Below are 24,212 nucleotides of genomic sequence, written 5' to 3'. Positions count from 1 at the left end.
AGGCTCCGGCCAGCTGGGTGCCGCCGGTTTTTCTTTGCGGATGACTGAGTTATTTTAGCAACAGTAGTGTTGGAAGGGCACCTAATCTGACCTTCCCAAATCTATGCGCCTTCCCAAGTTGCTGCTGACTACCCTGGGGCTGTTGAGTAGCACACTGCTGCAGCCAGATTCGCGAGCGGAGCCCAAGCCCCTGTCTCAGGTACAAGTGGCCCGGCAGTTTCTGTTGGCGGTCCTGCGGGCCGACTACCCAACGGCCTACGGTTTCCTGGAGGCGGGAGTAGCCCAGCGCCTGACGCCCGTGCAGTTTGCGGCGGCCATGCAACCCGTGTACGCGCAGGGCCAGCAGTTCGGGCCCGACTTTGCGCTGTACAAATTGGGCTTGCGCCTGGGCGAGGGAAATACTATTCGGCCCTTTTGCGCTTTCACCTTCAAAAGTGATACGCTGGCCGGAGCCCCGCACGTGCAGCTGGATGTTTCGTTTCGCGACTCGGTAGCTACGCGGATACTGTATTTTACCCCGGTGCCAGCTGCTGCGCATCAGCCAAGCCTGCCGCTTGTTCCTTAGGCTGGCAAGGAAATCTTGCCGCAGAGCACGGCTGGAATGCCCGCCAGCGGAACCGCCAGCGGGGTGCCTGCTACCGTCTCGTTAGCGAGTAGCGCAAACAGAATAGCTTCTTTGGCATCGGGCGGCACCCCCAGCGAGCTGGTAGTAGCGAAGGTGCAGGCTGGTAAGCGGCGCTGCAAGGCGGCCAGCAGCGCCGCGTTGTGCACGCCGCCTCCACTAGCGTAGATAGCCAGGGCGGGCTGCTTCCCGCAAGTTTGTTCCAGCGCAAGGGCTACGCCGGCCGCACTTACTTCCGTGAGCGTAGCCAGCAGATCTTCCAGAGGTAAGTGCTGCGTCTGGGTACGCTCCTGCGCCTGGCGCACATAAGCAGCGCTGAATAGCTCGGGGCCGGTGGTTTTGGGAACCGGAGCCGTAAAAAAGGAGGCGTTTAGCAAATGGGCCAAAAGCCCGGCGTGTACCTTTCCGGCTGCGGCCAGCTTTCCACCTTCGTCATAAGCCAACTCCGGCAAACGTTGTCGAACCGTGGCATCCAGCAGCGTATTGCCCGGCCCGGCATCGGTGCTGAAGGGTAGGAGCGAAGCATCCCCAAGACGGGGCAGAAAAGTGAAGTTGGCAATGCCCCCCAGGTTGAGCAGGACGCGGGCTTCCGTCGAGCTACTTAGCAGCAGATAGTCGCCGTACGTGGCCAGTGGAGCCCCTTCGCCGCCCGCGGCTACGTGCTTTTGCCGAAAGTCACTGACCGTAATGATGCCCGTGCGCACGGCCAGCTGGTCTCCATCGCCGAGCTGCAGAGTAGCGCTGCGCCCCGCAAAGTCGGGCTGCTGGTGCTGGTGGTGCGGGGCGTGAAATACGGTTTGGCCGTGGCTGGCGAGCAGGTCTACCGCCTCGGGTGGCACCTGCCAGGCGCGCAGGCAGTCCAGGACCATATCGGCGTGTAACTGACCTATCCACGGATGCAGGAGGGTAAGATACTCCAGGCTCACCTGGGGCTGCGCAAACACCTGCCGGATGCGGCGACGCACCGCATCAGAGTAGGGTACGGTAGCAAACTGCTCCAATTCCAGCTTGGTGCTGGTGCCGTGCCCATGCAGGCAGCACAACGCCACATCCAGCCCATCCAACGAGGTGCCCGACATCAGCCCCACCACGCGGCGGCTGGGCTGCTGGGCAAGCTGGTAGAGACGGGCAACGTGCGGGTTCAAGGGCTTACGTGCTTTGGTGAACGTATGGGCGCAAAAGTCAAAGAATGTCATCCTGAACGGAGCGAAGGACCTTGCTACATCCACGCAAAGGTTGTGCAGCTGTGCATAGGTCCTTCGTTCGGTTCAGGATGACTTCCTGAAGAAGTTTCTGGAGGGCAAACAGACAAGCCCTGTTCGGCTAGTCTATCTTCTTTCCGGCCATGGCTTGGCTGATGGAAATGTTCATCACCCGCTCGGCGAAGGGGCGCGTCAGCTCCTCTAGCTCATCTACGGCCTTTAGAATAACGTCTTTCTCCTGAGTGGTAAGGGCCGCTTTGAGCTGAGCCACGCCGGCTGTCGTCTGCGTGATTTCCTCGGCGGTGAGGTGCTGGCCGTTTTTCGCCACGAAACGCTCCACTTGGTAGAGCATCTGCTCCGCTACAGTGCGGGCCTCAATCACCATGCGGGCCGCAATATCCTCCCGGGCGTGCGTCATCGAGTCCATGAGCATCTGCTCCACCTGCTCGTCGGTGAGGCCGTACTGGGGCTTGATTTCCACGGCCTGCCGGGTGTTGGAGCGCAACTCTATGGCTTCCACCTTCAGAATACCATCGGCATTCAGGATAAAGTTGACGTCGACTTTGGGCAGGCCGGCGGGCATGGCCGGGATACCGCGCAGGTCGAACTCGGCCAGCTTGCGGTTTTCCTTCACCAAGTCCCGTTCTCCCTGGTACACCGAAATCTTCAGGTTCACCTGCCCATCCACGGAGGTGGTATACTGGCGGCCGGCCTTCGTGGGTATTTTGGAGTTGCGTGGAATGATGGGGTCCATGAGCCCGCCCAGGGTTTCAATGCCCAGTGTGAGGGGCGTCACGTCCAGGAGCAGCACGTCGCGGCGGTTGCCTCCCAGGATGTCGGCCTGAATGGCGGCGCCCAAGGCTACTACTTCGTCGGGGTTCAGGGAGTTGTTGGCCGGCTGCCTGAAAAACTCGGAAACGGCGTTGTACACCAGCGGCACGCGGGTAGAACCCCCCACGAGTAGCACGGCCGTCAGGTCCTGGACCTGCAGCTTGGCATCGGCCAGGGCGATGCGGCAGGAATCAATCGTGCGCTCCACCAGCGGCCGAATCAGCTCCTCAAACTCCGGGCGCGTGAGGCGCAGCACCAGGTTATCGTGGAAGTTGGCTCCAAAGTCGTCGTGCTGGCTGAGGTAACGCTTGGCGGCTTCGGCCAGCAGGCGCAGCTCCTGCTGCAGCGGGCCGTTGTCGGCCAGCGTGGTGGCTAGGTTGTGCTGCTGGGTCCAGTGGTTGATAATGGCGCGGTCGAGGTCGTCGCCCCCGAGGTAGGTGTCGCCGTTGGTGCTGAGCACCTCGAAAATGCCCTGGTGCAGGTGCAGGATGCTGATATCGAAGGTGCCGCCGCCGAGGTCGTACACGGCCACGGTTTTCTCTTCCTCGGGGTCGAGGCCGATGCCGTAGGCCAAAGCTGCCGCGGTGGGCTCGTTCACGATGCGCAGCACTTCCAGCCCGGCCAGGCGGCCTGCGTCGCGGGTGGCTTGGCGCTGGGAATCGTTGAAGTAGGCCGGCACCGTAATCACGGCTTTGTTGACGGGCGTTTTCAGGGCATGCTCGGCGCGGGCGCGCAACTCCTTCAGAATTTCGGCCGACAGCTCGATGGGGGAGTAGAACTTCTCGCCCACCCGGATTTTCACCAGTCCCTCGGAGTTGTCGTCGATAACCTTATAGCCTAGGTCGCGGGCATGCTGGCCCAGGTCCTTATACGACTTACCTAACAGGCGCTTTACCGAGTAGATGGTGTTTTGCGGGTCGGTAAGCAAGTACTCCTTGGCCTCAGTGCCCACAATGGGCGTTTCGCCGCCGGCTGGAAAGTGCACTACCGAGGGCACGATGGTGCCGCGGCCCTGGTCGTTGATGGCTATGGGGTGGCGGCCATCGGGGTGAATGTAGGCTACCAGCGAGTTGGTGGTGCCCAGGTCGATACCGACGATGATTTCTTCCTGCTGAATACTGCCGGTAGAGAGGTTGATTGCAACTTTAGCCATAGCAAAAAAAGAAGCGCCGCGAGGGCGCGCAAGGGGCGAAATAGTACTAGAACAGCCTGCGTGGCAAACCGTTTGGGAGGCTACAAAAGTAGCGAAGAATGCGCGGGGGCCGCACAGACGAGGTTAGCCGGAATTATGTACTGAAATAACTTTAAATAAATCAATCCGGTCGAGCTCACTATCCCGTATGTGGTCTACGGTTCCCGCCTCCGACTGATTTACCTTTCTTATTTTCAGCTGATTACTAGCCAGCTGCCTGCGTCCGTCTTAATTCAAGCGGCGTTTTTTCTACTGCAACTCTTCTGAGCTTCTTTTCCACCGGCATTTCTGCCTTTCAGGGTGCTACGTGGCTATTCTATATCCTTTCACTTAACCCCCATCATTCCGCATGAAGAAATTTACTCGTCCGATTCTATCGGTAGCGCTGGCTGCGCTGGGAGCCGCCGGACTGGCGGTCTGGAGTAGCCAGACAACACCGCTAGAGGCATCCAGCCACCGGGAAGCGCCGCTCATTGCGGATGACCCGCTGGCCGACAACACCGATGTGTACGCCTTTCGCGACCCCAGCAACGATGAGCTGGTAACCATCATTGCCAACTTTATTCCCTTCCAGCTGCCGCAGGGCGGACCCAACTACTACCACTTCGGGGAAGACATCCGGTACGAAATCCACATCAAAAACGACGCTACGACCACGGGCGACGACATTACGTACCGCTTTACCTTTACCAGGACCAACGAAGACCCGACTACGCACTTCAACATCCGGCTGAAGAAGGAAAACCTGAAGACCACCTACAAGCTGGAGCGCATCAAGGGCGGCGCCACTACCACGCTGGTTAGCGCAGGTACCGTACCGCCTTACAACGTAGGCCCCCGCGCCATTACGGGCGCCGCCGGGCTGGCTGCTGCCAGCTACGAGTCGCTGATGAACGGCGCCATTGAGACAGCCGGCGGCAGCAAAGTGTTCTGCGGCCCCGTTGATGACCCATTTTTCGTAGACATTGGAGCTATTGAAGACCTGGGTGGCCTGCGTCCCGAGAATGCCCGCGACGGACTGTATCATAAGAACGTCAACACCATTGCGCTGCAAATCCCGATTTCGGAGTTGCAGAAGGATGGCAAAACCGTGGATAAAGCCGCCAACATTCTCGACGGTGACTTCGTGATTGGGGTGTGGGCTTCGGCTAGCCGCCGCGCTATTCGCACCCTGAAAACCGATGGCACGCAGGAGCACAGCGGCGACTGGGTACAGGTTTCGCGCCTGGGCATGCCGCTTACCAACGAGGTGGTTAACCCCATCGGTAACAAGGACGAGTTTAACGCCCGTACGCCCTACAACGAAAACGCGGCCTTCAACGCCAACTTCGTGAACCCCGAGCTGGCGCTGTACATGGCCGACGACGCGCCGAAAGCACCAGCTGCGCCCAAGCCCGCCGGCCAGACGTACTACGGCGAAGCAGTGCCCGGCTTTATGAAGCTGCGCATTCAGTCGAAGTCGTTGGCCGGCCGCCCCGGCTTGCCGGCTGCGGGCTTCGACTTCCGCAACGGTGCCGATGGCCTGTCGGTGCTGACGCCGGCCCAGCGCGCCGGAACCGTGTTTGCCGATGCCACCTTTGGTCCGATCCTGCTACAGGCCAACAATCCGCGTTCCGTAGACATATTGCCGATTTTCGTGACCGGCGTGCCTAACCTGATTCCGTATCAGCTGGCTACCGGCAAAACGGGCGGCAACCCCCTCACGGCGGGTAAGCCGTTCATCAATAACTTCCTGCCCGTAGTCGGCGACATGCTGCGCCTGAACATGGCCGTGCCCGTTACCGACCGTAAATCGGCCGACTTCAGCTCCGAAGGACTGCTGGCTGCTGCTGTACTGGGTTTGACGGACCCGCGCTATAACGCCAACGCCACGCTCCAGGCCATTCCAAACATGGACGGTTTCCCGAACGGGCGCCGCTTAGAAGATGACGTAGTGCGGATTGAGCTGCAAGCCGTGAGCGGAGCCGTACTGGCCGCCGTGGGCCTCTGGTACGACGACTTTGACGCCGCCGCTACGAACCCCGTAACCCAGCAGCTGCAAAACGTGCTAACCTTCACAACGGGCGTAGAAAAGAACGATACCACGCTGAAAGCTACGTTCCCCTACCAGCAAACTCCTTGGTCGGGCACCAAAGCGCAGCCTACCGTAACGTCGCAACGTGGCGGATCGGGCCTGGGCCTGCAGCCTCAGCTGGCGGAATTGTCGCAGAACTACCCCAATCCGTTCGTAGGGCAGACTACGTTCAGCTACCGCATTACGCAGCGTATGCCCATCACTATCACCATTGTGGACATCAACGGCCGCGTAATAGCTACGCCGGTGCGCGACAAAGTAGTGAAGCCCGGTACGTACGAGTTTGAATGGAAGGCTCCCGCCGGCATGGCCAGCGGCTTGTATATTGCCCGCCTCTCCACGGGGCGTACGATGCTGCAGTCGGTGAAGCTGCTGAAAAACAAAGAGTAAGCGTTTATTAACGATGTAACCGTCCGGTCGCTGCAAGGCGGCCGGACGTGTGCATTGTGCCCACATTACCTCATCATATGACAACACCTCGACGCATTTTATACGCCTTGCTGGTCGTAGGCTTTATCGCGACGGTAGGTGCCTTGCTACTCCGCCGGCCAACGGCTCCGCTTCCGCAGCTTAAGATTCGGCAAGGTGCCATGGCCGCCGGGGGCGAGTGGCTGAACACCCGCAAGGCCGTAGCAGGTTTGCAAGCGCGTCTGCGGCAGCAGCCCAATGACCACGAGGCCCAGCTACAGCTCGCCCAGGCGTTCATGCAGGAAGGCCGTGTCACCGGCGAGCATGCCTACTACGATGCCGCAGCTGTGCAACTGCTGGATCGGGTCTTACGCGCTGAGCCCGACAATTTCGAAGCCCTGTGCTGCAAGGCGTCCCTTAGCCTCACCCAGCACCATTTTTCCGAAGGCCTAGAGCTGGCGCGGCGCGCTCAAGCAGTGAATCCGCACAGTGGCTTTGTGTACGGGCTACTCTGCGATGCCAACGTAGAGCTGGGCAGCTACGCCGCTGCCGTGCGCATGGCCGATAAAATGAACCAGATTCGCCCCGACCTGACGGCTTATTCCCGCGTGTCTTACCTGCGCGAAATCCACGGGGACCTACCGGGCGCTGTAGAAGCTATGCAAATGGCCGTGCGGGCCGGCGTGCCGGGCATGGAGCAAACCGAATGGGCCCGCGTGACGCTGGGCCATTTGTACGAAATCACCGGCAACCTCGAGCAAGCCGAAAACAACTACCAACAGTCGTTGCAGTACCGGCCATCCTACGCCTACGCGCTGGCTGGGCTGGGCCGCGTGGAGCGGGCCCGCCAGCACTACCCGGCTGCTATTAAGCAGCTGGAAAAAGCCCGCACCCTTGTGGCCGACTATGCTTTCACGGATGAGCTAACCGACCTATACCGCCTGAACGGCGAGCCGCAGAAAGCTCAGGCTGCTGCCCGTGACGCCATTCGGCAGCTGGATGCCAGCGCCGAAGCAGCCGAAGCCGACGAAAACGTAGGTCACTACGTGGACCGGGAGCTGGCTTTTGCCTACCTCAAAACCAATGAGCTGGATAAGGCGCTAAAGCACGCCCAAATAGAGTACAAGCGCCGGCCCGATAACATTGACGTGTGCGAAACTATGGCTTGGGTGCATTACAAGCGGGGAGAGTATGCCGCCGCCGCGCAATACATGAAAAAAGCCCGCCGCACCAACTCGCAAAACCCCACCCAACTGTGCCGCGCCGGCCTCATTGCCCTCAAAACGGGGCAGGACTCCGCCGGGCAGGCACTTATTAAGCAGGCGCTGGCTATTAACCCGTACCTAGAAGCCGATTTGGCCGACGAAGGCCGCAAGCTGTTGGCCGTGCGCTAAGCCAGGCCACTTACTCTCTTCGAAACTCTCGCGATGCACCGACTTTCTGTTGCTCGTCGTTGGTGGCCGGCTTTGGTAGGCTTGCTGCTGTGGCTGCTGCCTCAGGTGGCTAAGGCGCACGTGCTCGACCAGGACCTGAGCAAACTGTCGCGCACCGACGTGCTATCGACCTACCTGCTGGAAGGCTACAAACACATCTTGCCCCTGGGGCTCGACCACATCCTGTTTGTGGTGAGCTTGTACTTGCTGGAGCCTAAGCTGCGCTCGGTGCTCTGGCAGGCTACTGCCTTCACCGTGGCCCATTCCATCACGCTGGGCTTGTCGATGTATGGGTTTATTTCACCGCCAGCATCCATTGTCGAGCCGGTTATTGCTCTTTCCATACTTTTCGTGGCGCTTGAAAACATCATTACCGAGCGGCTTAACCCGTGGCGGCTGGCTGTGGTCTTTGGCTTTGGTCTTATCCACGGTATGGGTTTCGCCAGCGCTCTGTCCTCGGTGGGGCTGCCTCGTACCTCTTTCCTCGAGTCGTTACTGGCGTTTAATGTGGGAGTGGAGTTAGGTCAGGTCACGGTCATTTTACTGCTCTATGCGCTTGTTGGGCGCTGGTTTGCGGGCAAGCCCTGGTACAAGCAGCGCATTGTTATTCCGGCTTCCGTCGTCATCGGGCTGATTGCCGCTTACTGGACGGTGGAACGGATTTTCTTTACTGCCTGATTTCTGCTGCATGCGCTCCTGGCTAGTGCTATTACTACTACTCAATTACCTGCTGATGGTAGGGGCCGGCCTCGTGCACCGGCCCGACAGCCTGTTGCGGGAGCAGATAGCGCACCCATATCACCACAGCGCCATGTGCCAGCAGGAAAACTACCTGCGCCTCGACTGTTTTGAGCGTTGCAACGGTAATCAGCGCGCCTGGCACCCGCGCACCGGTCAGGACTCGCCCCTGCACTTGCTGAGCTTGCTGCACGGCTTGGATACCCACCTGCTGGCGGCGGTAGTCCGACCAGATGCTCCGCTTATGGCCTTCCAGCAGCCAGAAAACCTTACATGCTGGCCTGCCGCAGCAGTGCCCGCGGGCGTGCGCACCGTTCTGTTTGCGCCTCCCCGCCGGGGATAAGTGACCCGCAACCGCTCAGTAGAGCCCGGTTGCAGCGTTGTCTTATTCCCAACCTTGAGGTTGTCCGTCCGGTCATGCGGCTGGGATGCAGCCTCAGTACCCTATTTCGTATGTATCTTTCTTTACGAAGCTTCCCGCTGCGTATTGCCTTTCTGTGCCTTTTTTGCTGCTGGCAGGCGCAGGCCCAAACGCCAACTCCGGGCCTTGCGGGCACTATCCTAGCTACCGCTACCGATTCTGCCTCCCGTCAGCCGCTCAACGGTGCCGGTGTGTGGCTCGATGGGCAGCCGAGTGGCTCGACAACTGATGCGCTGGGGCGCTTTCGGTTAGCAGCCGTGGCCCCGGGCTCACATACCGTGCGAGTAGGCGCGCTAGGCTACCGGCCCCATACTCAGCAACTAACCGTGCAGCCCGGCGAAACCACAGCGGCTCTATTCACGCTGCCAAGTGTGCCGCTTAATATTGGCGAGGTGACGGTAGCGCAGCAGCAGGACCCTAACCAGAGTATGGCGGCCATTTCGCACATTGACCGGGCTTTGCGGCCGCTCAACTCAGCCCAGGACTTGCTGCCGCTGGTGCCCGGCTTATTCATTGCCCAGCACGCGGGTGGGGGCAAGGCGGAACAAATTTTCCTGCGCGGCTTCGACATCGACCACGGCACCGACTTTAATGTGAGCATTGACGGGCTGCCGGTGAATATGGTAAGCCACGCCCACGGCCAGGGCTACGCCGATTTCCACTTTGTCATTCCCGAAACCGTTGATCAGCTGAAAGTCTACAAAGGTCCCTACTCGGCCCGGTTCGGGGATTTTGCCACGGCCGGCGCGGGAGAGTTTACCACCAAAACGTCCTTGGAGCGCAGCCAGGCAAAAGTGGAAGTAGGCCAGTTTGATACGCGGCGGGCATTACTGTTGCTGAATGTGCTGCCGAAGGATAAGCACCTGCTGAGCAAGCGCACCGAAAGCGCCTACGTTGCCGGCGAATACTACTTCACCAATTCCTACTTCGACGCCAAGCAGCACCTGAACCGCTTTAATGGGCTAGCAAAATACACCGGTTTGCTTTCTGAGCGCACCTCGCTGATGGTGAGCGGCTCCCACTTCGCCTCCCGGTGGGATGCCTCGGGGCAGGTGCCGGAGCGGGCCGTGAAAAGCGGCCTTATTTCGCGCTACGGCAGCATCGACGACTCCGAAGGGGGCAGCACCAGCCGGGCTAATGCCAACGTCATGCTTACGGTGGCCCTGCCGCACGACGCCGTGCTCAAGCAGCAGGTGTACTACTCGCGCTACCAGTTCAATCTGTTTTCCAACTTCACTTTCTTCAAGGAAAACCCCACGCAGGGCGACGGAATCCGCCAGACCGAGGCCCGCAACCTGTACGGCTACCTGGGCACCTACGAGCGGAGCACCGCGCTGGGGGCTCGCACGTTGCGCACCCTGGCCGGCATTGGTACCCGTATCGATGATATAAACCTGGCTTTGCGCCACGCCGTGCGCCGCACCACCACCGATACCATCGTGAGCGGGCGGGTGTACGAGCAGAACTTCAATGCCTTCGTAGAGGAAAACCTGCTGCTAAATGACCGGCTAACGGTGAATGCCGGCCTGCGGCTCGACTACTTCCGGTTTGCGTTTCACGAGGACCGGGACGCCGCGCTGTCGGGCCGAGCCGGTAAAGCGCGCATGAGCCCCAAGCTGAACTTCTACTACGACCTGAAGCCCACGGTACAGCTGTTTGCGCGCTCCGGTTTCGGATTCCACTCCAACGATGCCCGGGCCGTGGTGACCAACCGCACGGCGCAGGTGCTGCCACGGGCCATTGGCTACGAGGTGGGTAGCACGTTCAAGCCTCGTCCGGCACTGGTGGTGAACATAGCCCTTTGGGCCCTGCACTTGCAGGACGAGCTGGTGTACGTGGGTGATGAAGGTGTGACGGAAAGTGCCGGCCCCACCCGCCGCTTCGGTACCGATATGTCGGTGCGCTACCAGCTTAGCCAACGCCTTTACGCCGATGTAGACCTAAATTACAACCACGGCCGGGCCGTTGGCCTGCCAAAAGGGGAGAACTACATTCCGCTGGCCCCCGGCTTTACCAGTATTGGAGGACTTACCTACCAGCGCTCTGGCGGACTAAGTGGCAGCTTGCGCTATCGGCACCTCAACGACCGGGCTGCCAACGAAACCAACTCAGTACGCGCCCGCGGGTACTTTCTGCTTGATGCGGTACTCAGCTATACCCGCCCCCGCTTTCAGGTGGGAGCCAGCGCCGAAAACCTGCTGAATGTGGCATGGAACCAAGCCCAGTTCGATACGGAAAGCCAGCTGCGCACGGAATCCGAGCCAGTGTCGGAATTACATTTCACGCCGGGCACGCCGTTTTTCGTGAAGCTGAACGCCAGCGTATTTTTCTAACCTGCTTGTTGGCTTGCATTCGGCCCGTAACTGCGAACTTTAGGCCGTGCTGCTTTTCGAATCCTTGATTTCTGCTGCGTGGGCTGGGCGCCTGGGGCTACTTCTAGGGCTGCTGTTCCTTTCAGCCGCTTGTCAGTCGCCGGAGGTTGCGCGTCAGGAGCTGCGGGCTGGGCCGCTGCCACCCAGGCCGGCGGCAACGGTGCTGGTGCCAGACTCCCTGCAGCTGACGCCCCTAGCACCCCTGGCTGCCGTCCCCGATTCGTTGCGGCGAACTGTGCAGGTTTTGCATAAGCGCCTGGGGCCGGCGGCGGCAACGCTACGTCCGGCCGTGCTGGAACGGGCCTGCATAGGCTACCTCAACCTGCGCAAGGCCGGGCGGGTGCGCCGGGCCGGGGTGCTGGCCGTGGCCGACATGGATTTGCCGTCCTCGGAAAAACGCTTGTGGGTGATAGATCTACGCAAGGCCGAAGTGTTGCAGCACAGCCCCGTGGCGCACGGGCGCGGCTCGGGCCACCTACGGGCCCGTAGGTTTTCCAACACCATCAAATCGGCGTGCACGGCCCTGGGCTTTTATGCTACGCAGGACACCTACGAAGGCAAGCACGGCCTCTCCCGCCGCCTGCGTGGTCTTGATGCGGGCCAGAACGACAATGCCCTTCGCCGCTACGTGGTGCTGCACGCCGCCGACTACGTAAGCCGCCGCCACTTGGAACGGCACGGACAAGCCGGCAACAGTCGCGGCTGCCCCGCCCTGCCTCCCGAGCAGTACCGCGCCATCATTTCCGCCGTGGCCGATGGCAGCTGCCTGCTGCTCAGCGGCCCTGGCCTGGAATCCAATTGGCTGGATGGTGCTTCGGCTGCCGAGAGGCTAGCAGCACGGGGGTGGATGTAGGCTCTTTTCTGCTTTTCGATGTTTTCATTGCCAGCGCTACTTCAGCAAATACAGGATGCCCGCAAACGGCTTGATGTAGAGTTTCACCTCAATGAAACCCAAAGCTGCATAGCTGAGGTAGAAGCAAGGCTGAACAGGCGTCTGCCCGAGGAAATACGAGCTTTCTATGCGCAGTGCCCGGGCTTTTGGACGAACGATGGACTGTTCCGGGTTCTTTCAATGGCCGATATACTGGTGGAACTTGAAGTGCCTGCTGCTACCAGCTCCAACACCAAACGACACTTTCCTGTTGCTGACTACATGATTTTTAGCGACGTATGGGAAGTAGTTCTCGATGAAGGGAATTCTGCGCGCTACGTCATTGTAAACTCCAACCACCATACCGAGGAGCCGGTTGTTCTGACCGACTCCTTGTACGAATTCATTAATAAGTTCTTACGTGAAGGCGTTTTCGAAGGAGAGGAAGTGGAAGGGTTGTACAGCTGGCGGAAAAGACTGAAAAAACTTTCGCAGTAACGAAAAAGAGCCACTGGAAACTCCAGCGGCTCTTTTTTACAAATGAACTCAATCGGAAACTACCGCACCATCACCTTGCTGCTGCGGTTCAGCTCGGGCGAAGAAAGCTGGTACACGCCAGCTGGCAGGCTTTCCACGCTCAGGCGCAGCTCGTTGGTGCCGGGGTAGAGGCGGGTGGTTTGCTGATGCACGAGGCGGCCGGTCAGATCGTAGAGGCGCAGAGTAGCCGTGCGCTGTCCTACCGACTCTACCACCACGTCGATGCGGTTGGCGGCGGTGGGGTTGGGGTACACGTGTAGGGCGTCGCTCAGCGCGGCTTCGGCGGTAACGTCCGTTACGGTAGCGCCACCCCGGGCCGTCATGGAGCCCACTACCGCCGTTGGGGCCGTGTAGGTCACCTTCACAAAAGCACGCTGGGCAGGGTTGGCGGTGCTGGCATTTTTGGCGCGCAGCGTAATCCAGCCCGCAGCCGTAGGCGTGTAGGTGCCCGTGAGGTTGCCAGTGCCGGTACGACTAGTCAGAATCGTGCCGCTACCGTTCACCAGCTCCACGGTGAGGCTGCGGGTAGCGTCGGTAGGGAACAGGGTATAGGTAACGGTTTTGCCGGCATCCGAATAGATGCGGCCTGCTGTACGATAAGCCGTGGAGGCGGCGGGTAACTGCCCACCCTGCTTTAGGGAAGAAGCGTGCGAGTCGCCCAGGTCGTTGGCCAGCTCCCATTCCTGGGTGGTGGCGCGGCCTACCAGGTTGTAGCCGGTAGCCGCATTCACGGGCGCCCACACGGAGTAGCCGCGGCGGCCACCGTTGGCCGTGCCGTTGCAGGGGGGCGTGTTGATGGCTACCGTTTGCGAGCTGCTCACCGTTACGGTAGCGGTGCCGTTGGCGCCGGAGTAGTCTTTCAGCACGGTGCCCGGCGCAAAGTCACAGCTCACGGTATTGTTCTGCCAGGCGCTCCAGCTGTCGTTGATGCCGATAATGGCTTTGGTGCTACGCTCAATCACAAGGTGGTCGGCGGCCTGCCAGCGCACTTTGTAAGCGCCTTGCTTAAACTGCAGGTTCTGATGGCACCAGATCAGGTTTTCCAGGTCGCCGCGCACGGGTAGGTCGGTGGTGCTTTTGGGCGAGTGTGAGTAGCGCTTGCCAGTGTTGCCGATGTTGAACAGGTCTTCAAAGAAAATCTGGGGGGAGCCGTCCACGGCCAGGGCCGCGGCATACACGGCCGACAAGCGCGGGTCGAAGGGGTCGATGTGCGGGGCCAGCTCCGAGCCGGTGTTCCAGCCGATATAGTTACCGGTGCTGCTCACCTGGGGGCGAAAGGTGTCGTGGTTATTCACGAAGGGCACGGTGCGGTGAACATACGTACCGTTGATAAGCACCACGCGGCGGCCTTGCTGGTAGCCGGGCAAGGAGCCGATATCGAAGTTGCCGCCGCCACTCACAATGTTGTAGAGGCCGTTGCGCAGCGAGAAGTCAAAGGTACCGGCCCGGTCCTGCACGTTGGTACACCACTGGTCCAGCTGGCTGGAGCCGCCTACCCATTCGCCCACGGCAAACATAGTGGCACCGCCATTGGCCCAGCCAGCGTTGCTTTGTAGGTTATAAAGGAAATCTTCCATGGCAAAGGCTGGAAAGTGCTTCACCGCATCCAGGCGCACTCCATCAAAGCCTACCTGCTTTTTGTACCAAATCAGCCATTCGCGCTGCTTATTGCGCATGTAGTCAGAGCCCTGAACCGGGTTGAAGGTGGCATTGGAGCTTTGGCCGTAGGAGCCCGAGTAGTAGCTGATGTCGGGCCCGAAGAGCACAGCGTTTTCATCACCGCTGGTAGAGTTGTTGCCTACGTTAGGCGTGAAGTTGGGCCAGTTTTTCGAAAAGCGCCCGTCGCGGGCCAGGTAGTTGGCGGCGCTTTCGTCAGTAGCTGGCTTATTGTAGCTCACATAGCGGAAGTTCTTGTACTTGCTGGTGGTGTAGTCTTCCCAGGCAGCCGGGTCCTGCCCGCCCGCGCCGGTAGCCGAGCCGGCTCCATCGTTGTGGTTCAGCACAACATCCTGCACTACATCAATGCCGTTTGCGTGCAGAATAGCGACGCCCCGCAGCAACTCATCCTTATTACCCACGCGGGTGGCCACAAAACCTTTCTGGTATTTGTCGCCCAGGTCGTAGTTGTCGAAGGGCGAATAGCCATTGCCTTGGTTACCATTTTTAATGGTAGGTGGCATCCACACGGCGTCGATGCCCATTGCCTTCAGGCGGGGCGCCAGGTCGGCAATGTAGTTAGCCCAGCCGTTCGGGTAATTGGTGTTCCAGTAGTCCCACCAGAAGCCCTGTAGCACTACTTTTTGCGCGTGGGCCGGTTGACTGCCCAACACACACAATGCGGCGCCTGCCAGAACAAGTTTTTGTAACCATTTAATAGAAGTGTGCATGAAAGGTAAGGGGAATTTGGGTGATGAAAAATGGTAAAAGAGCGAAAATTCGCAATAGGCAGGGAGTATTTAACTATTGCGACACTAAATATAGAGAGTGTATATAGCATAATGGCTGTATGACATAATGTTGTTATTCCGGGCAAGTGAGTAGTTACTCACGTTCATGGAAGACAAGACAAGTGCTTCCGTACAGAGCAGGCCAAGAAAGCTGTTCGCTCATCTTTAAAGGTTAGATCTTCTGGTGGGCGTTTGCGTATAAAGCAAGTCGGCAGGCACTTTTTTACTTGTGCTGCTGTTTTAATCCCTGCACTAATCAGTCCTTACCTATGGAAAAGCCGAGTGTAATTCGCCGCAACCGCCTGAAGCGCCGGGCACGTCGGGCGGCTCGTCGTATCCTGCCGTTCGTTGCTTCTCTGTTTTTGGCTACACCCCTGGCCACGCCTATGGGCTCGGCCAAAGCCACCGGGGCCGAGTATCGGGTGCCCACGGCTACAGAGCTGCGCACTTCGGCCTTCAACAGCACCGCTCACCAGTTATTTACTGAGCTGGGAGCGGAGGCAGCCGGCTTGCGCTACGAGGTTTTTCAGAAGGCACTGATGGGCTACCTGAACCTGCGCCACGATGGCCGCCTGAGCGAAGACAAGCACCTCCTGACGGTTATTGATTTCGAAAAGCCATCCACCGAAAAGCGCCTGTGGGTGCTGGATCTAGCCACCAAGCAAATCCTGTTCAACACGCTAGTGGCTCACGGCCACAACTCCGGTGAGAACCTGGCCACCAGCTTCTCCAACGAGAATGAGTCGAACATGAGCAGCCTGGGATTCTACGTAACTCAGGGCGAGTACCAGGGCAAGCATGGCCGCTCGCTCAAGCTGGAAGGCGTGGATGAAGGCTATAACGACAATGCCATGAGCCGCTCCGTGGTGATGCACGGCGCCGAGTACGTAAGCCAAGACTTCATTAACCAGTTTGGCCGTCTGGGCCGCAGCCTGGGTTGCCCCGCCCTGCCCATGGACCAGTACAACGAAATCATCAGCACCATAACGGGTGGCACCTGTCTGTTCCTGAACGGGGCCGACGCACAGTATTCATCCAAGTACCTGAACCAGGATATAGCGCTGCAAACCTATTTCCAGACGGGCGCCCTGGTATAGTCAGTTGCTTGAAAAGCAAAAGGCCCGGCCGCATTCTGCGGCCGGGCCTTTTTTGTGCAACCAGCAGGACTACAATTTCACCCCAAACTTGGCGCCGAGCATTTCCAGGTCGCGCACCACGGGCTCCAGCAGCGGAATGCCGTCGAGCAACCGTTGTGCGGAGGTTTCACGCTCCGGGTCGCCGGGAATGAGTACCTGCTGGCCCGGCACAGCCTGGGCACCCCGGAAAGTAGTAATCCAGTTATCCATGTGGGCCTTGAACTCGTCGGCAGGGCGGAAGGCGTCGACGCGCATAGCCCCGAAAAAGTGGCCGAGACCTTGGCCTACCGGGTTGGCCGAGGGCTGCAGGAAGGCTACAAACGGGGGCACCCAGGGCCCGTAGTTGGCTCCGCTCAGCACTGCCGAAAAAATATCGACCACGGCGCCCAGGCCATAGCCCTTGTGCGAGCCGGTGGCTCCGCCCAGCGGGAGTAGCGCCCCGCCATTCTTCACAGCATTGGCGTCAGAGGAGCCGGCGCCGGTGGCGTCTTGGGCCCAGCCTTCGGGAATGGGCAGCTGCTTGCGCTGGGCTATTTCGAGCTTGCCATTGGCAGCTGTTGTTGTGGCCATATCCAGCACAAAGTCGGGCTGCTCGCCGGCGGGTACGGCCACGGCAATGGGGTTGGTGCCCAGCAGCCGCTCCAGCGAATACGTAGGGGCTACCAGGGGCGAGGCGTTGGTCATGGCCAGGCCAATCATGTCGTGGGCCAGGGCCTTCATGGCGTGGTAGCCGGCGATGCCGAAGTGGTTGGAGTTTTTCACCGATACCCAGCCCGTGCCTACCTGCCGGGCTTTTTCAAGGGCCACATCCATGGCTTTGGGGCCCACTACTAGGCCCAGCCCCCCGTCCCCGTCTACTACGGCCGTGCTGGGCGTTTCGTAGGTGACGCCTACCCGGGGCGTGGGGTTGATGCGGCCGGCTTCCCACAAGCGTACGTACCCAATCAGCCGGGCCACCCCGTGCGAGTCGATGCCGCGCAAATCGGCCGAGAGCAGGGTTTCGGTAGCCAGGGTAGCATCGGCCTCCGGGCAGCCCATGCTACGAAAAACGGCCTCGGTGAAAGAGAAAAGGTGCGTGTAGGAAAAGGTAGTGGTCATGAGAAGGGCGTTGGCTCAAAAGAGGAGACTGTCAGGCGCAGGGTAGGCGGGAAGGGGTACCCTGCTGAGCGGAGTTGGTTTTTGCTGCCATACTACCCTTCCAGCAGCTCGGCCAGCAGCCCTTCCTTCAGCGCGTAGGAGGAAGCCGTAATGCCGGACAGCTGGTAAGTGTCGAGCACGAAATCGATGAGCACGCAGGCCACCACAATCATGTCGGCGCGCAGGGGCGTCATGCCGGGCAAGGCCAGGCGGCCGGCGTGGTCGAGGGAGGTGAGCTGCTCGTAGCTGGCGCGGAAGCTGGCGCCGGAAATAGTCGTGGCAGGGGCCGCTTTGCCCACCAGTTCGGGCTGGCCGTTGCGAGCCGCCTGCAGGTCGCAGAGGGTATCGAAGGTGCCACTGGCGCCTACCAGGGCAACGGGTGCGTGCGTGGCTATTGCGGCACTCAAGGGCGTCAGTACATCGGCCAAGTAGGCTTTTTCGGCTTGGATGTCGGCCTCAGTAAGCGGGTCGTGGTGGAAAAACTTGTCCAACAGCCGTTGGGCCCCAATTTCAAAGCTCTGCTTCCAGAAAATCGAGTCGGCGTTGGCCAGGATGAATTCGACCGAGCCGCCGCCAATATCCATGAGCAAATGCGTGGCCGGGCCCAGGGGCACGGCCTGCCGGATGCCTTTGGCAATGAGCTCGGCCTCCCGGTCCCCAGGAATAACTTCTACCCGGATGCCGGTTTGCTCGAAGATTTCCTGCACCAGCTCCGGGCCGTTGCGGGCTACGCGCATGGCGCTGGTGGCCGTAGCACGCACTTCGGTTACCTGGTGCAGCTCAATTTCTTCCTGGAAAGCGGCCAGCGTATGCAATGCCCGGGCGTATGGCTCCGGGGCAATTTCGCCGCGGCTGATGCCGCCCTCGCCCAGCTTCACGCCGACTTTGGTACGCAGCAGAACCACCGGTTCCTGGTGACGGGGCTCGGGCAGCTCCACAATCAGCAGGTGAAAGGTGTTGGTGCCCATGTCAATCAGGGCCAGGCGGCGGTGGCGGGGTGCGTTCATGCGGATAGGTCTTTTTCGAGCACCAGTAAATGTTGGCAGAGAATTCCATCTTCCCAGATGGGCTCGGGATACTGCTGAGTAAAGAAATGGCGCTGTAAATCCACCATAGCAAAACCTGACTTCTGATACAAAGCCAATGGCCCTAGACTGCTGTTGCCGGTACACACCCGCAAAGTACAGATACCTTGCTGCTGAGCCTGTTCTTCTGCATACTTGAGCAGAGCTTTGCCTACGCCCCGGCCTTGACAGTTGGGGGCCACGGCGAGGTTGCGTATTTCGGCCCGGACATGGGTCTGCGGCTGCACCACGCATATACCCACAACGGTATTGCCCGATTCTGCTAGGTATACTTGGCTCTCCTGAATGTAGCTATGCACGAGTTCCTCAGCTGGGTCGGCTAAGAGCAGAAGCTTCCAAGGCAAGGGCTCTGAGGGTAACCGCACACGAGTTATAATGGAGAAAAGCGACATAAGGCTACACAAGGACCGGCGAACAGCTTACTATTGCAGGCAAGAGTAAGTCAGGAATTAGTTGGCGAACCGGCAGAACGTGCCCAGGGGTAGCTTGCGGGCAGCTTGGTCGTGCAGGTAGATTTCCCCGATTTCGCGGGTGAGGTGGGTTTTCGGGAAGATGTCCGTCACGAGGTTGTCCAGGATCAGGGCCGAGAAACCCAGGGAGTAGAGGTTGATGAGGAAAAAGTGGTCCTCGGGGTCGAGCAGCTGCTGGCAGAGCTTGAGCATTTCATTGAGCTGGTCTTCCAGCTGCCACTTTTCGCCATTCGGGCCACGGCCATAGGCGGGCGGATCCAGAATCAGCCCCTGGTACTTGTTGCCGCGCTTTACCTCGCGCTGCACGTATTTCCAGGCATCTTCTACCAGCCAGCGCACCCCGTCGAGGGAACTGGCTTCCATGTTGTCGCGGGCCCAGAAGTTCACCTGTTTTACGGAGTCGAGGTGCGTCACGTCGGCCCCGGCGGCGCGGGCGGCTAGGGTGGCGGCGCCGGTGTAGGCAAACAGGTTGAGTACCCGGGGTACGGCTGCCCGGCGCTGGCGCGTTTGCTCGTAGATGAACTGCCAGTTGGGGTCCTGCTCGGGAAACAAGCCCACGTGCTTAAACGAGGACAGCCCCAGCCGGAACTTCAGCTTCAGGCCGTCGGGCCGCTCGTAGCCAATTACCCACTGCTCGGGCATACCAGGCTTTAGCTTCCATTGGCCCCGTTCCTGGCTGCCTTTTTCGCGGGTGAAGGAGGCGTGGGCCCGCTGCCACTCGCTGGCCGGCAGCTTGGGGTCCCACACGGCCTGGGGCTCGGGGCGGGCCAGCACGTAGCGGCCGAAGCGCTCCAGCTTTTCAAAGTTGCCGGCGTCCAGCAGTTCGTAATCGGCCCAGGGGCTGGTGGTCAGGAAGGAGTACATGCCCGCAAAGGTAACGAAGGGAAGAACGGACGCCACCGTATTGGCTGGTTGTCCCCGCAGGACCTCAAGTTACCCTCGGAGGACAACTAGATGTCCTCCCGGGGCATCGGGTTGTCCTCGGAGGACATCTGGTTGTTTCCGGATGACCGACGGATAGGTTCGGGCAACATCGGGTTGTCCCCCGAAGCCCTCCGTTGGTCCTTGGGGGACATCGGGTGGTCTTCCGAGGACCAACGGAAGGCTTCAAAGAAGGTCTGGTTGACCTCCGAGGTCAGTGGGGTATCTTTGGAAGCTGCCGCCCGTGCCCGGCAGCCTGCCTCACCTGAAACCGTGCGGGTAGCGCATCCTGGTGTACTTTTGCTGACCGGCCGAAATCAACCCAGGGAGCCGGCGCGCTGCTGGACGCAAGCTCTTCCCTGGCAGTAACCAACCCCGTCATGACGCTTCACTTCTATAAATACCAGGGCACCGGCAACGACTTCGTGATGGTGGACGACCGCGCCCGGCAGTTTCCCGCCGAAGACCACGCCTTGGTACGCCGCCTCTGCGATCGGCGCCTGGGCATTGGAGCTGATGGGCTCATTTTACTGCGCCTGCTCGATGGCTACGACTTTGAGATGGTGTACTTCAACGCCGATGGGTACCTGGGCTCCATGTGCGGTAACGGGGGGCGCTGCACCGTGGCATTTGCCCAACAGCTGGGCGTGATAGGGGAGGCCACCACCTTTCTGGCCGTCGATGGTCCGCACGAAGCGCGCATCGACCAGGCCGATGGCACCGTGCACCTGCGCATGCAGGATGTGCTGGGGCAGCAGGCCGTGGAAGAAGATGTTTTTCTGGATACCGGCTCCCCCCACCTGGTCCGCTTTCTGCCCGCCAGCACCCTGGCCGAGCTGAACGTGTTTGCCGAAGGCCGCGCCATCCGTTACAATGACCGGTTTCGGGAACGGGGCACCAACGTCAACTTCGTAGAAGCGCCTACCGCTCCCGATCAGCCCTGGCAGGTGCGCACCTATGAGCGGGGCGTGGAGAACGAGACCTTCTCCTGCGGTACTGGCGTCACGGCCGTAGCGTTGGCGGCTTCGCGGCGCGGGGCCAGCAGCCCCGTGCACCTGCGCACCCCGGGCGGCGACCTGCGCGTGACCTTCGAAACCCGGCCCGATGGCTCTTTCACGCAGGTGTACCTCAGCGGCCCCGCCACCCGCGTGTTTGAGGGCACCGTAACTATTTAGCGTATGCTGGGCAACGACGTGGTGTTCCTGCGGGCCCTCGAAGCCGAAGACCTGGACTTTCTGTACGCCCTGGAAAACGACGCCGACCTGTGGGGCGTGTCCGATACGCTGGCGCCCGTGTCGCGCCACTTGCTACGCCAGTACCTAGAGCACGCCGGCGCCGATTTTCATCAGGTACGCCAGCTGCGGCTGGTCATTGGTAGCCAGGCCACGGGCCAGGCGGTCGGCACCGTCGATTTGTTTGACTTCAGCCCCCTGCACCAGCGGGCCGGCGTGGGCATCACGGTGCTGGCGGCCGCACGGCGCCACGGCTACGCCCACGCGGCCTTGCAGCTGCTACTGCCCTATGCCCGGCATACGCTACGCCTGCACCAGCTCTACTGCTCGGTGGCTACCCGGAACCGGGCAAGTCAGCAGCTGTTTGAGAAAATAGGATTTTCACGGGTAGGAGTGCGCCGTCAATGGCTCCATATGGCGGATGGTTGGCAGGATGTTGTAGAATACCAATATGTGTTTTCCAGTATAGATGAGCTTGTTTCAGGCGGATTAAGGGCGGGTTAAAAATTTCAACTCCCGCAACGTATCCTTTTAAGTGAATTGGGCGTAAGCTAGAAGGCTTACCGGAACGTGTTGTAGTATTCCAGGGAGTCCGGGCGGCAGTTCACTTTTTATCATCGTCTGTATGCCATCCACGACCTCGGTCGAAGCGCCCGTGCGCGCCTCTCACCCGACGCCAACGCCCAACCAATCCGCGCTGAATTCTACGAGTACTACACCTACTGCCCTTCCCGATTTAGTTTGTTTCGCGCACCTGCACTGGGATTTTGTGTGGCAGCGCCCCCAGCACCTGTTGTCGCGCTTTGCGCAGGTGGGCCGGGTTTTCTACGTGGAGGAGCCCTTCTTCCACAACGACGACCTGATTGAGCCGCATATTGAGGTAAAAGACCGGCAAAACGGCGTGAAAGTGGTGGTGGCCCACTTGCCCCAGCGCCTGCGGGGGCAGGAAGATGCCGCCGATGCAGCCCAGGCCGACGTACTGACGCGCTTTTTCGCCGATACCAGCCTCAACAAGTATATCTTCTGGTACTACACGCCCATGGCCCTGGCCAAGTCGCGTCATCTGGCACCAGTGCTTACCGTGTACGACTGCATGGACGAACTGGCGGCCTTCAAGTTTGCGCCTCCGGCCTTGCGGGAGCGTGAGCAGGAGCTGTTCCGAAAAGCCGATCTGGTGTTCACGGGCGGCCACACGCTCTACGAAGCCAAAAGCCTGCAGCACGCCGACGCGCATCCCTTCCCCAGTTCCATCGATAAAGACCACTTCGGGCAGGCCCGTCAGGAAATGCCCGAGCCCGCCGACCAGGCCGGTATTGCGCACCCGCGCATTGGCTTTTTTGGGGTGGTAGATGAGCGACTGGATATTGCCCTGCTGGGGGAGTTGGCTGCGGCCCATCCCGAGTGGCAGTTCGTTATCATCGGGCCTGTGGTCAAGATTGACCCGGCCCTGCTGCCCCGCACGGAAAATATCCACTACCTCGGTGGCAAAGACTACCAGGAACTGCCCGCTTACCTGCGCGGCTGGGACGTGGCCACCTTGCTTTTCGCCGATAACGAAAGCACAAAATTCATTTCGCCGACCAAAACACCGGAGTACCTGGCCGCTGGCAAGCCCGTGGTAAGCACGCCCATCCGCGACGTGGTACGGCCCTACGGCGACTTGGACTTAGTGCAGATAGCTGCTACGGCTGAGGCGTTCGGTACCGCCATTGAGCGGGCCCTGGCGCAAAACACCGATACCGACTGGCGCCACCGCACCGATGAATACCTGAAAACCATCAGCTGGGACCTCACTTGGCAGCAAATGGTGGACCTGATGACGCAGCGCCTTGCCAACAAGCCGGCCTAACCTGCGTACTAGTACCTGATAACGACCTGTTTCCCACAACCCAAGCCCTAGCATATGTTTGATTATCTCATCGTCGGAGCCGGGTTTGCCGGTAGCGTCCTAGCCGAGCGGCTGGCCACTCGCAGCAACAAAAAAGTACTCATTATTGATAAGCGCAACCACATTGCCGGCAACGCTTACGACCATTACAATGAGGAAGGTATTCTGGTACATAAGTACGGGCCGCACATCTTTCACACCAACTCGAAGGACGTATTCGAGTACTTATCCAACTTCACCGACTGGCGCCCTTACGAACACCGCGTATTGGCCTCGGTAGATGGCCAGTTGGTGCCCATGCCCATCAACCTCGATACCATCAACAGGCTCTATGGCCTGTCGCTGAACTCCTTTGAGGTTGAGCAGTTCTTTGAGTCGGTGGCTGAGCAGGTGCCGGTTATCAAAACGTCGGAAGACGTGGTAGTAAGCAAAGTAGGGCGCGAACTGTACGAGAAGTTCTTCAAGAACTACACCCGCAAGCAGTGGGGCATGGACCCCTCGGAGCTGGACAAGTCGGTGACCTCGCGCGTGCCCACCCGCACCAACCGCGACGACCGGTACTTCACCGACACGTACCAGGCTATGCCGCTGCACGGTTATACCCGCATGTTCGAGCGGATGCTCGACCACCCCAACATCAGCATTATGCTGAATACCGACTACCACGACGTAGTAGACTTCATTCCCTTCAAGGAAATGATTTTCACGGGCCCGGTAGATGAGTATTTCGACTTCAAATTCGGCAAGCTGCCTTACCGCTCCCTGGAGTTCAAGCACGAAACCCTGAACGTGGAGCAGCAGCTCGCCGCGCCGGTCGTGAACTACCCCAACGACAACCTGTACACGCGCATCACCGAGTTCAAGGCCCTCACCGGCCAGAAGCACCCCAAAACGGCGCTGGTGTATGAATACCCGAAAGCTGAAGGTGACCCGTACTACCCCGTACCTCGTCTGGAAAATGCTGATCTGTACAACAAGTACAAGAAGCTGGCCGATGAAACGCCCAATGTTCACTTCGTAGGCCGCCTTGCTACCTACAAGTACTACAACATGGACCAGGTAGTAGCGCAGGCCCTGACCCTCTACAAAAAGCTCACCGACAAGCCCATCGAAAAGGCCGCTACGACGCCGCCCATTACGGGCTCTGCTTCCATCATGGAGAAAATTCTGCCCCGGACTCCGGCTAAGGAGTAGT

General features: G+C 59.8%; 20 protein-coding genes. 13 read left to right on the top strand and 7 right to left on the bottom strand.

Features of this window, described 5'->3' with window-relative positions; all coding sequences use genetic code 11:
* Positions 1–103: 103 nt before the first annotated feature.
* Positions 104–565, top strand: coding sequence for a hypothetical protein (locus tag HER32_RS07665; RefSeq protein WP_168681469.1), 462 nt, complete (start codon positions 104–106; stop codon positions 563–565).
* Here HER32_RS07665 and HER32_RS07660 read toward each other — a convergent pair.
* Together HER32_RS07660 and hscA are read right to left on the bottom strand one after the other, a co-directional pair.
* Positions 562–1,818: an anhydro-N-acetylmuramic acid kinase gene (locus HER32_RS07660; protein WP_168681468.1), complete on the bottom strand. Its 1,257-nt coding sequence runs from the start codon at positions 1,816–1,818 to the stop codon at positions 562–564. The two genes, HER32_RS07665 and HER32_RS07660, sit on opposite strands and share 4 nt — an antisense overlap.
* Before the next feature lie 127 nt (positions 1,819–1,945).
* Positions 1,946–3,808 (bottom strand): Fe-S protein assembly chaperone HscA, encoded by a 1,863-nt coding sequence (gene hscA / locus HER32_RS07655; RefSeq protein ID WP_168681467.1) that lies wholly within the window; start codon positions 3,806–3,808, stop codon positions 1,946–1,948.
* A gap of 388 nt (positions 3,809–4,196) precedes the next feature.
* Between hscA and HER32_RS07650 the strand changes: the two genes are divergently transcribed.
* The 7 genes from HER32_RS07650 to HER32_RS07620 all read left to right on the top strand — a co-directional run bounded on the left by HER32_RS07650 (position 4,197) and on the right by HER32_RS07620 (position 12,662).
* Positions 4,197–6,311, top strand: coding sequence for a DUF4331 family protein (locus tag HER32_RS07650; RefSeq protein WP_168681466.1), 2,115 nt, complete (start codon positions 4,197–4,199; stop codon positions 6,309–6,311).
* A gap of 77 nt (positions 6,312–6,388) precedes the next feature.
* Entirely contained in the window at positions 6,389–7,723 is a 1,335-nt protein-coding gene (locus tag HER32_RS07645; RefSeq protein ID WP_168681465.1) for a tetratricopeptide repeat protein, read from the top strand.
* Between the two features lie 33 nt (positions 7,724–7,756).
* The gene (locus HER32_RS07640; RefSeq protein WP_232066430.1) at positions 7,757–8,440 is read left to right on the top strand and encodes a HupE/UreJ family protein; all 684 of its coding nucleotides are present in this window, start codon (positions 7,757–7,759) and stop codon (positions 8,438–8,440) included.
* A 10-nt stretch (positions 8,441–8,450) separates the two neighbouring features.
* Positions 8,451–8,843 carry a hypothetical protein gene (locus HER32_RS07635; RefSeq protein ID WP_149069400.1) on the top strand — a complete coding sequence of 131 codons (393 nt, stop codon included), beginning with the start codon at positions 8,451–8,453 and terminating at the stop codon, positions 8,841–8,843.
* 110 nt (positions 8,844–8,953) lie between these two features.
* On the top strand, positions 8,954–11,254 hold the full coding sequence (locus HER32_RS07630; protein WP_168681464.1) for a TonB-dependent receptor: 2,301 nt from the start codon (positions 8,954–8,956) through the stop codon (positions 11,252–11,254).
* Between the two features lie 64 nt (positions 11,255–11,318).
* The gene (locus tag HER32_RS07625; protein WP_168681463.1) at positions 11,319–12,146 is read left to right on the top strand and encodes a murein L,D-transpeptidase catalytic domain family protein; all 828 of its coding nucleotides are present in this window, start codon (positions 11,319–11,321) and stop codon (positions 12,144–12,146) included.
* An 18-nt stretch (positions 12,147–12,164) separates the two neighbouring features.
* Positions 12,165–12,662 (top strand): SMI1/KNR4 family protein, encoded by a 498-nt coding sequence (locus HER32_RS07620; protein WP_168681462.1) that lies wholly within the window; start codon positions 12,165–12,167, stop codon positions 12,660–12,662.
* 59 nt (positions 12,663–12,721) lie between these two features.
* On the opposite strand, the gene HER32_RS07615 is transcribed toward HER32_RS07620, so the two are convergent.
* Complete coding sequence (locus HER32_RS07615) at positions 12,722–15,031, bottom strand: T9SS type A sorting domain-containing protein (RefSeq protein WP_168681461.1); 2,310 nt, start codon at positions 15,029–15,031, stop codon at positions 12,722–12,724.
* Between the two features lie 386 nt (positions 15,032–15,417).
* On the opposite strand from HER32_RS07615, the gene HER32_RS07610 reads away from it, so the two are divergent.
* Entirely contained in the window at positions 15,418–16,245 is an 828-nt protein-coding gene (locus HER32_RS07610; protein WP_168681460.1) for a murein L,D-transpeptidase catalytic domain family protein, read from the top strand.
* Between the two features lie 69 nt (positions 16,246–16,314).
* On the opposite strand, the gene HER32_RS07605 is transcribed toward HER32_RS07610, so the two are convergent.
* The 4 genes from HER32_RS07605 to HER32_RS07590 form a co-directional block, all read right to left on the bottom strand.
* On the bottom strand, positions 16,315–17,382 hold the full coding sequence (locus tag HER32_RS07605; protein WP_168681459.1) for an Ldh family oxidoreductase: 1,068 nt from the start codon (positions 17,380–17,382) through the stop codon (positions 16,315–16,317).
* Between the two features lie 92 nt (positions 17,383–17,474).
* A complete protein-coding gene (locus HER32_RS07600) occupies positions 17,475–18,428 on the bottom strand; it encodes a phosphatase (protein WP_168681458.1) in 954 nt (317 codons plus the stop codon).
* Entirely contained in the window at positions 18,425–18,850 is a 426-nt protein-coding gene (locus HER32_RS07595; protein ID WP_168681457.1) for a GNAT family N-acetyltransferase, read from the bottom strand. Before HER32_RS07595 ends, HER32_RS07600 begins: the two co-directional genes overlap by 4 nt.
* Before the next feature lie 105 nt (positions 18,851–18,955).
* On the bottom strand, positions 18,956–19,840 hold the full coding sequence (locus HER32_RS07590; RefSeq protein WP_149069391.1) for a class I SAM-dependent methyltransferase: 885 nt from the start codon (positions 19,838–19,840) through the stop codon (positions 18,956–18,958).
* Positions 19,841–20,277: 437 nt separating this feature from the next.
* Here HER32_RS07590 and dapF point away from each other — a divergent pair, with 437 nt between their 5' ends.
* The 4 genes from dapF (at position 20,278) to glf (ending at position 24,211) form a co-directional block, all read left to right on the top strand.
* Positions 20,278–21,072: a diaminopimelate epimerase gene (gene dapF, locus HER32_RS07585; RefSeq protein WP_168681456.1), complete on the top strand. Its 795-nt coding sequence runs from the start codon at positions 20,278–20,280 to the stop codon at positions 21,070–21,072.
* A 3-nt stretch (positions 21,073–21,075) separates the two neighbouring features.
* Complete coding sequence (locus HER32_RS07580; protein WP_168681455.1) at positions 21,076–21,633, top strand: GNAT family N-acetyltransferase; 558 nt, start codon at positions 21,076–21,078, stop codon at positions 21,631–21,633.
* Positions 21,634–21,754: 121 nt separating this feature from the next.
* Positions 21,755–22,978: a glycosyltransferase family 1 protein gene (locus HER32_RS20160; protein ID WP_197748882.1), complete on the top strand. Its 1,224-nt coding sequence runs from the start codon at positions 21,755–21,757 to the stop codon at positions 22,976–22,978.
* Between the two features lie 54 nt (positions 22,979–23,032).
* Positions 23,033–24,211 (top strand): UDP-galactopyranose mutase, encoded by a 1,179-nt coding sequence (glf, locus tag HER32_RS20155; RefSeq protein WP_197748881.1) that lies wholly within the window; start codon positions 23,033–23,035, stop codon positions 24,209–24,211.
* Position 24,212: the final 1 nt, after the last annotated feature.

It is taken from the genome of Hymenobacter sp. BT18 (genome assembly GCF_012273015.1).
Classification (GTDB): domain Bacteria; phylum Bacteroidota; class Bacteroidia; order Cytophagales; family Hymenobacteraceae; genus Hymenobacter; species Hymenobacter lutimineralis.
The sequence above is the reverse complement of the archived record's forward strand: the minus strand, read 5'-3'. Positions and strand labels throughout refer to the sequence as shown.

Bases quoted from the DNA above. Each gene is read 5' to 3' on its own strand.
- hscA (WP_168681467.1), bottom strand. From the start codon at position 3,808: ATGGCTAAAGTTGCAATCAACCTCTCTACCGGCAGTATTCAGCAGGAA.
- HER32_RS07665 (WP_168681469.1), top strand. From the start codon at position 104: ATGCGCCTTCCCAAGTTGCTGCTGACTACCCTGGGGCTGTTGAGTAGC.
- HER32_RS20160 (WP_197748882.1), top strand. From the start codon at position 21,755: ATGCCATCCACGACCTCGGTCGAAGCGCCCGTGCGCGCCTCTCACCCG.
- HER32_RS07645 (WP_168681465.1), top strand. From the start codon at position 6,389: ATGACAACACCTCGACGCATTTTATACGCCTTGCTGGTCGTAGGCTTT.
- HER32_RS07600 (WP_168681458.1), bottom strand. From the start codon at position 18,428: ATGAACGCACCCCGCCACCGCCGCCTGGCCCTGATTGACATGGGCACC.
- HER32_RS07635 (WP_149069400.1), top strand. From the start codon at position 8,451: ATGCGCTCCTGGCTAGTGCTATTACTACTACTCAATTACCTGCTGATG.
- HER32_RS07620 (WP_168681462.1), top strand. From the start codon at position 12,165: ATGTTTTCATTGCCAGCGCTACTTCAGCAAATACAGGATGCCCGCAAA.
- HER32_RS07580 (WP_168681455.1), top strand. From the start codon at position 21,076: ATGCTGGGCAACGACGTGGTGTTCCTGCGGGCCCTCGAAGCCGAAGAC.
- HER32_RS07660 (WP_168681468.1), bottom strand. From the start codon at position 1,818: ATGACATTCTTTGACTTTTGCGCCCATACGTTCACCAAAGCACGTAAG.
- HER32_RS07630 (WP_168681464.1), top strand. From the start codon at position 8,954: ATGTATCTTTCTTTACGAAGCTTCCCGCTGCGTATTGCCTTTCTGTGC.
- HER32_RS07605 (WP_168681459.1), bottom strand. From the start codon at position 17,382: ATGACCACTACCTTTTCCTACACGCACCTTTTCTCTTTCACCGAGGCC.
- HER32_RS07650 (WP_168681466.1), top strand. From the start codon at position 4,197: ATGAAGAAATTTACTCGTCCGATTCTATCGGTAGCGCTGGCTGCGCTG.
- HER32_RS07610 (WP_168681460.1), top strand. From the start codon at position 15,418: ATGGAAAAGCCGAGTGTAATTCGCCGCAACCGCCTGAAGCGCCGGGCA.
- HER32_RS07590 (WP_149069391.1), bottom strand. From the start codon at position 19,840: ATGTACTCCTTCCTGACCACCAGCCCCTGGGCCGATTACGAACTGCTG.
- glf (WP_197748881.1), top strand. From the start codon at position 23,033: ATGTTTGATTATCTCATCGTCGGAGCCGGGTTTGCCGGTAGCGTCCTA.
- HER32_RS07640 (WP_232066430.1), top strand. From the start codon at position 7,757: ATGCACCGACTTTCTGTTGCTCGTCGTTGGTGGCCGGCTTTGGTAGGC.
- dapF (WP_168681456.1), top strand. From the start codon at position 20,278: ATGACGCTTCACTTCTATAAATACCAGGGCACCGGCAACGACTTCGTG.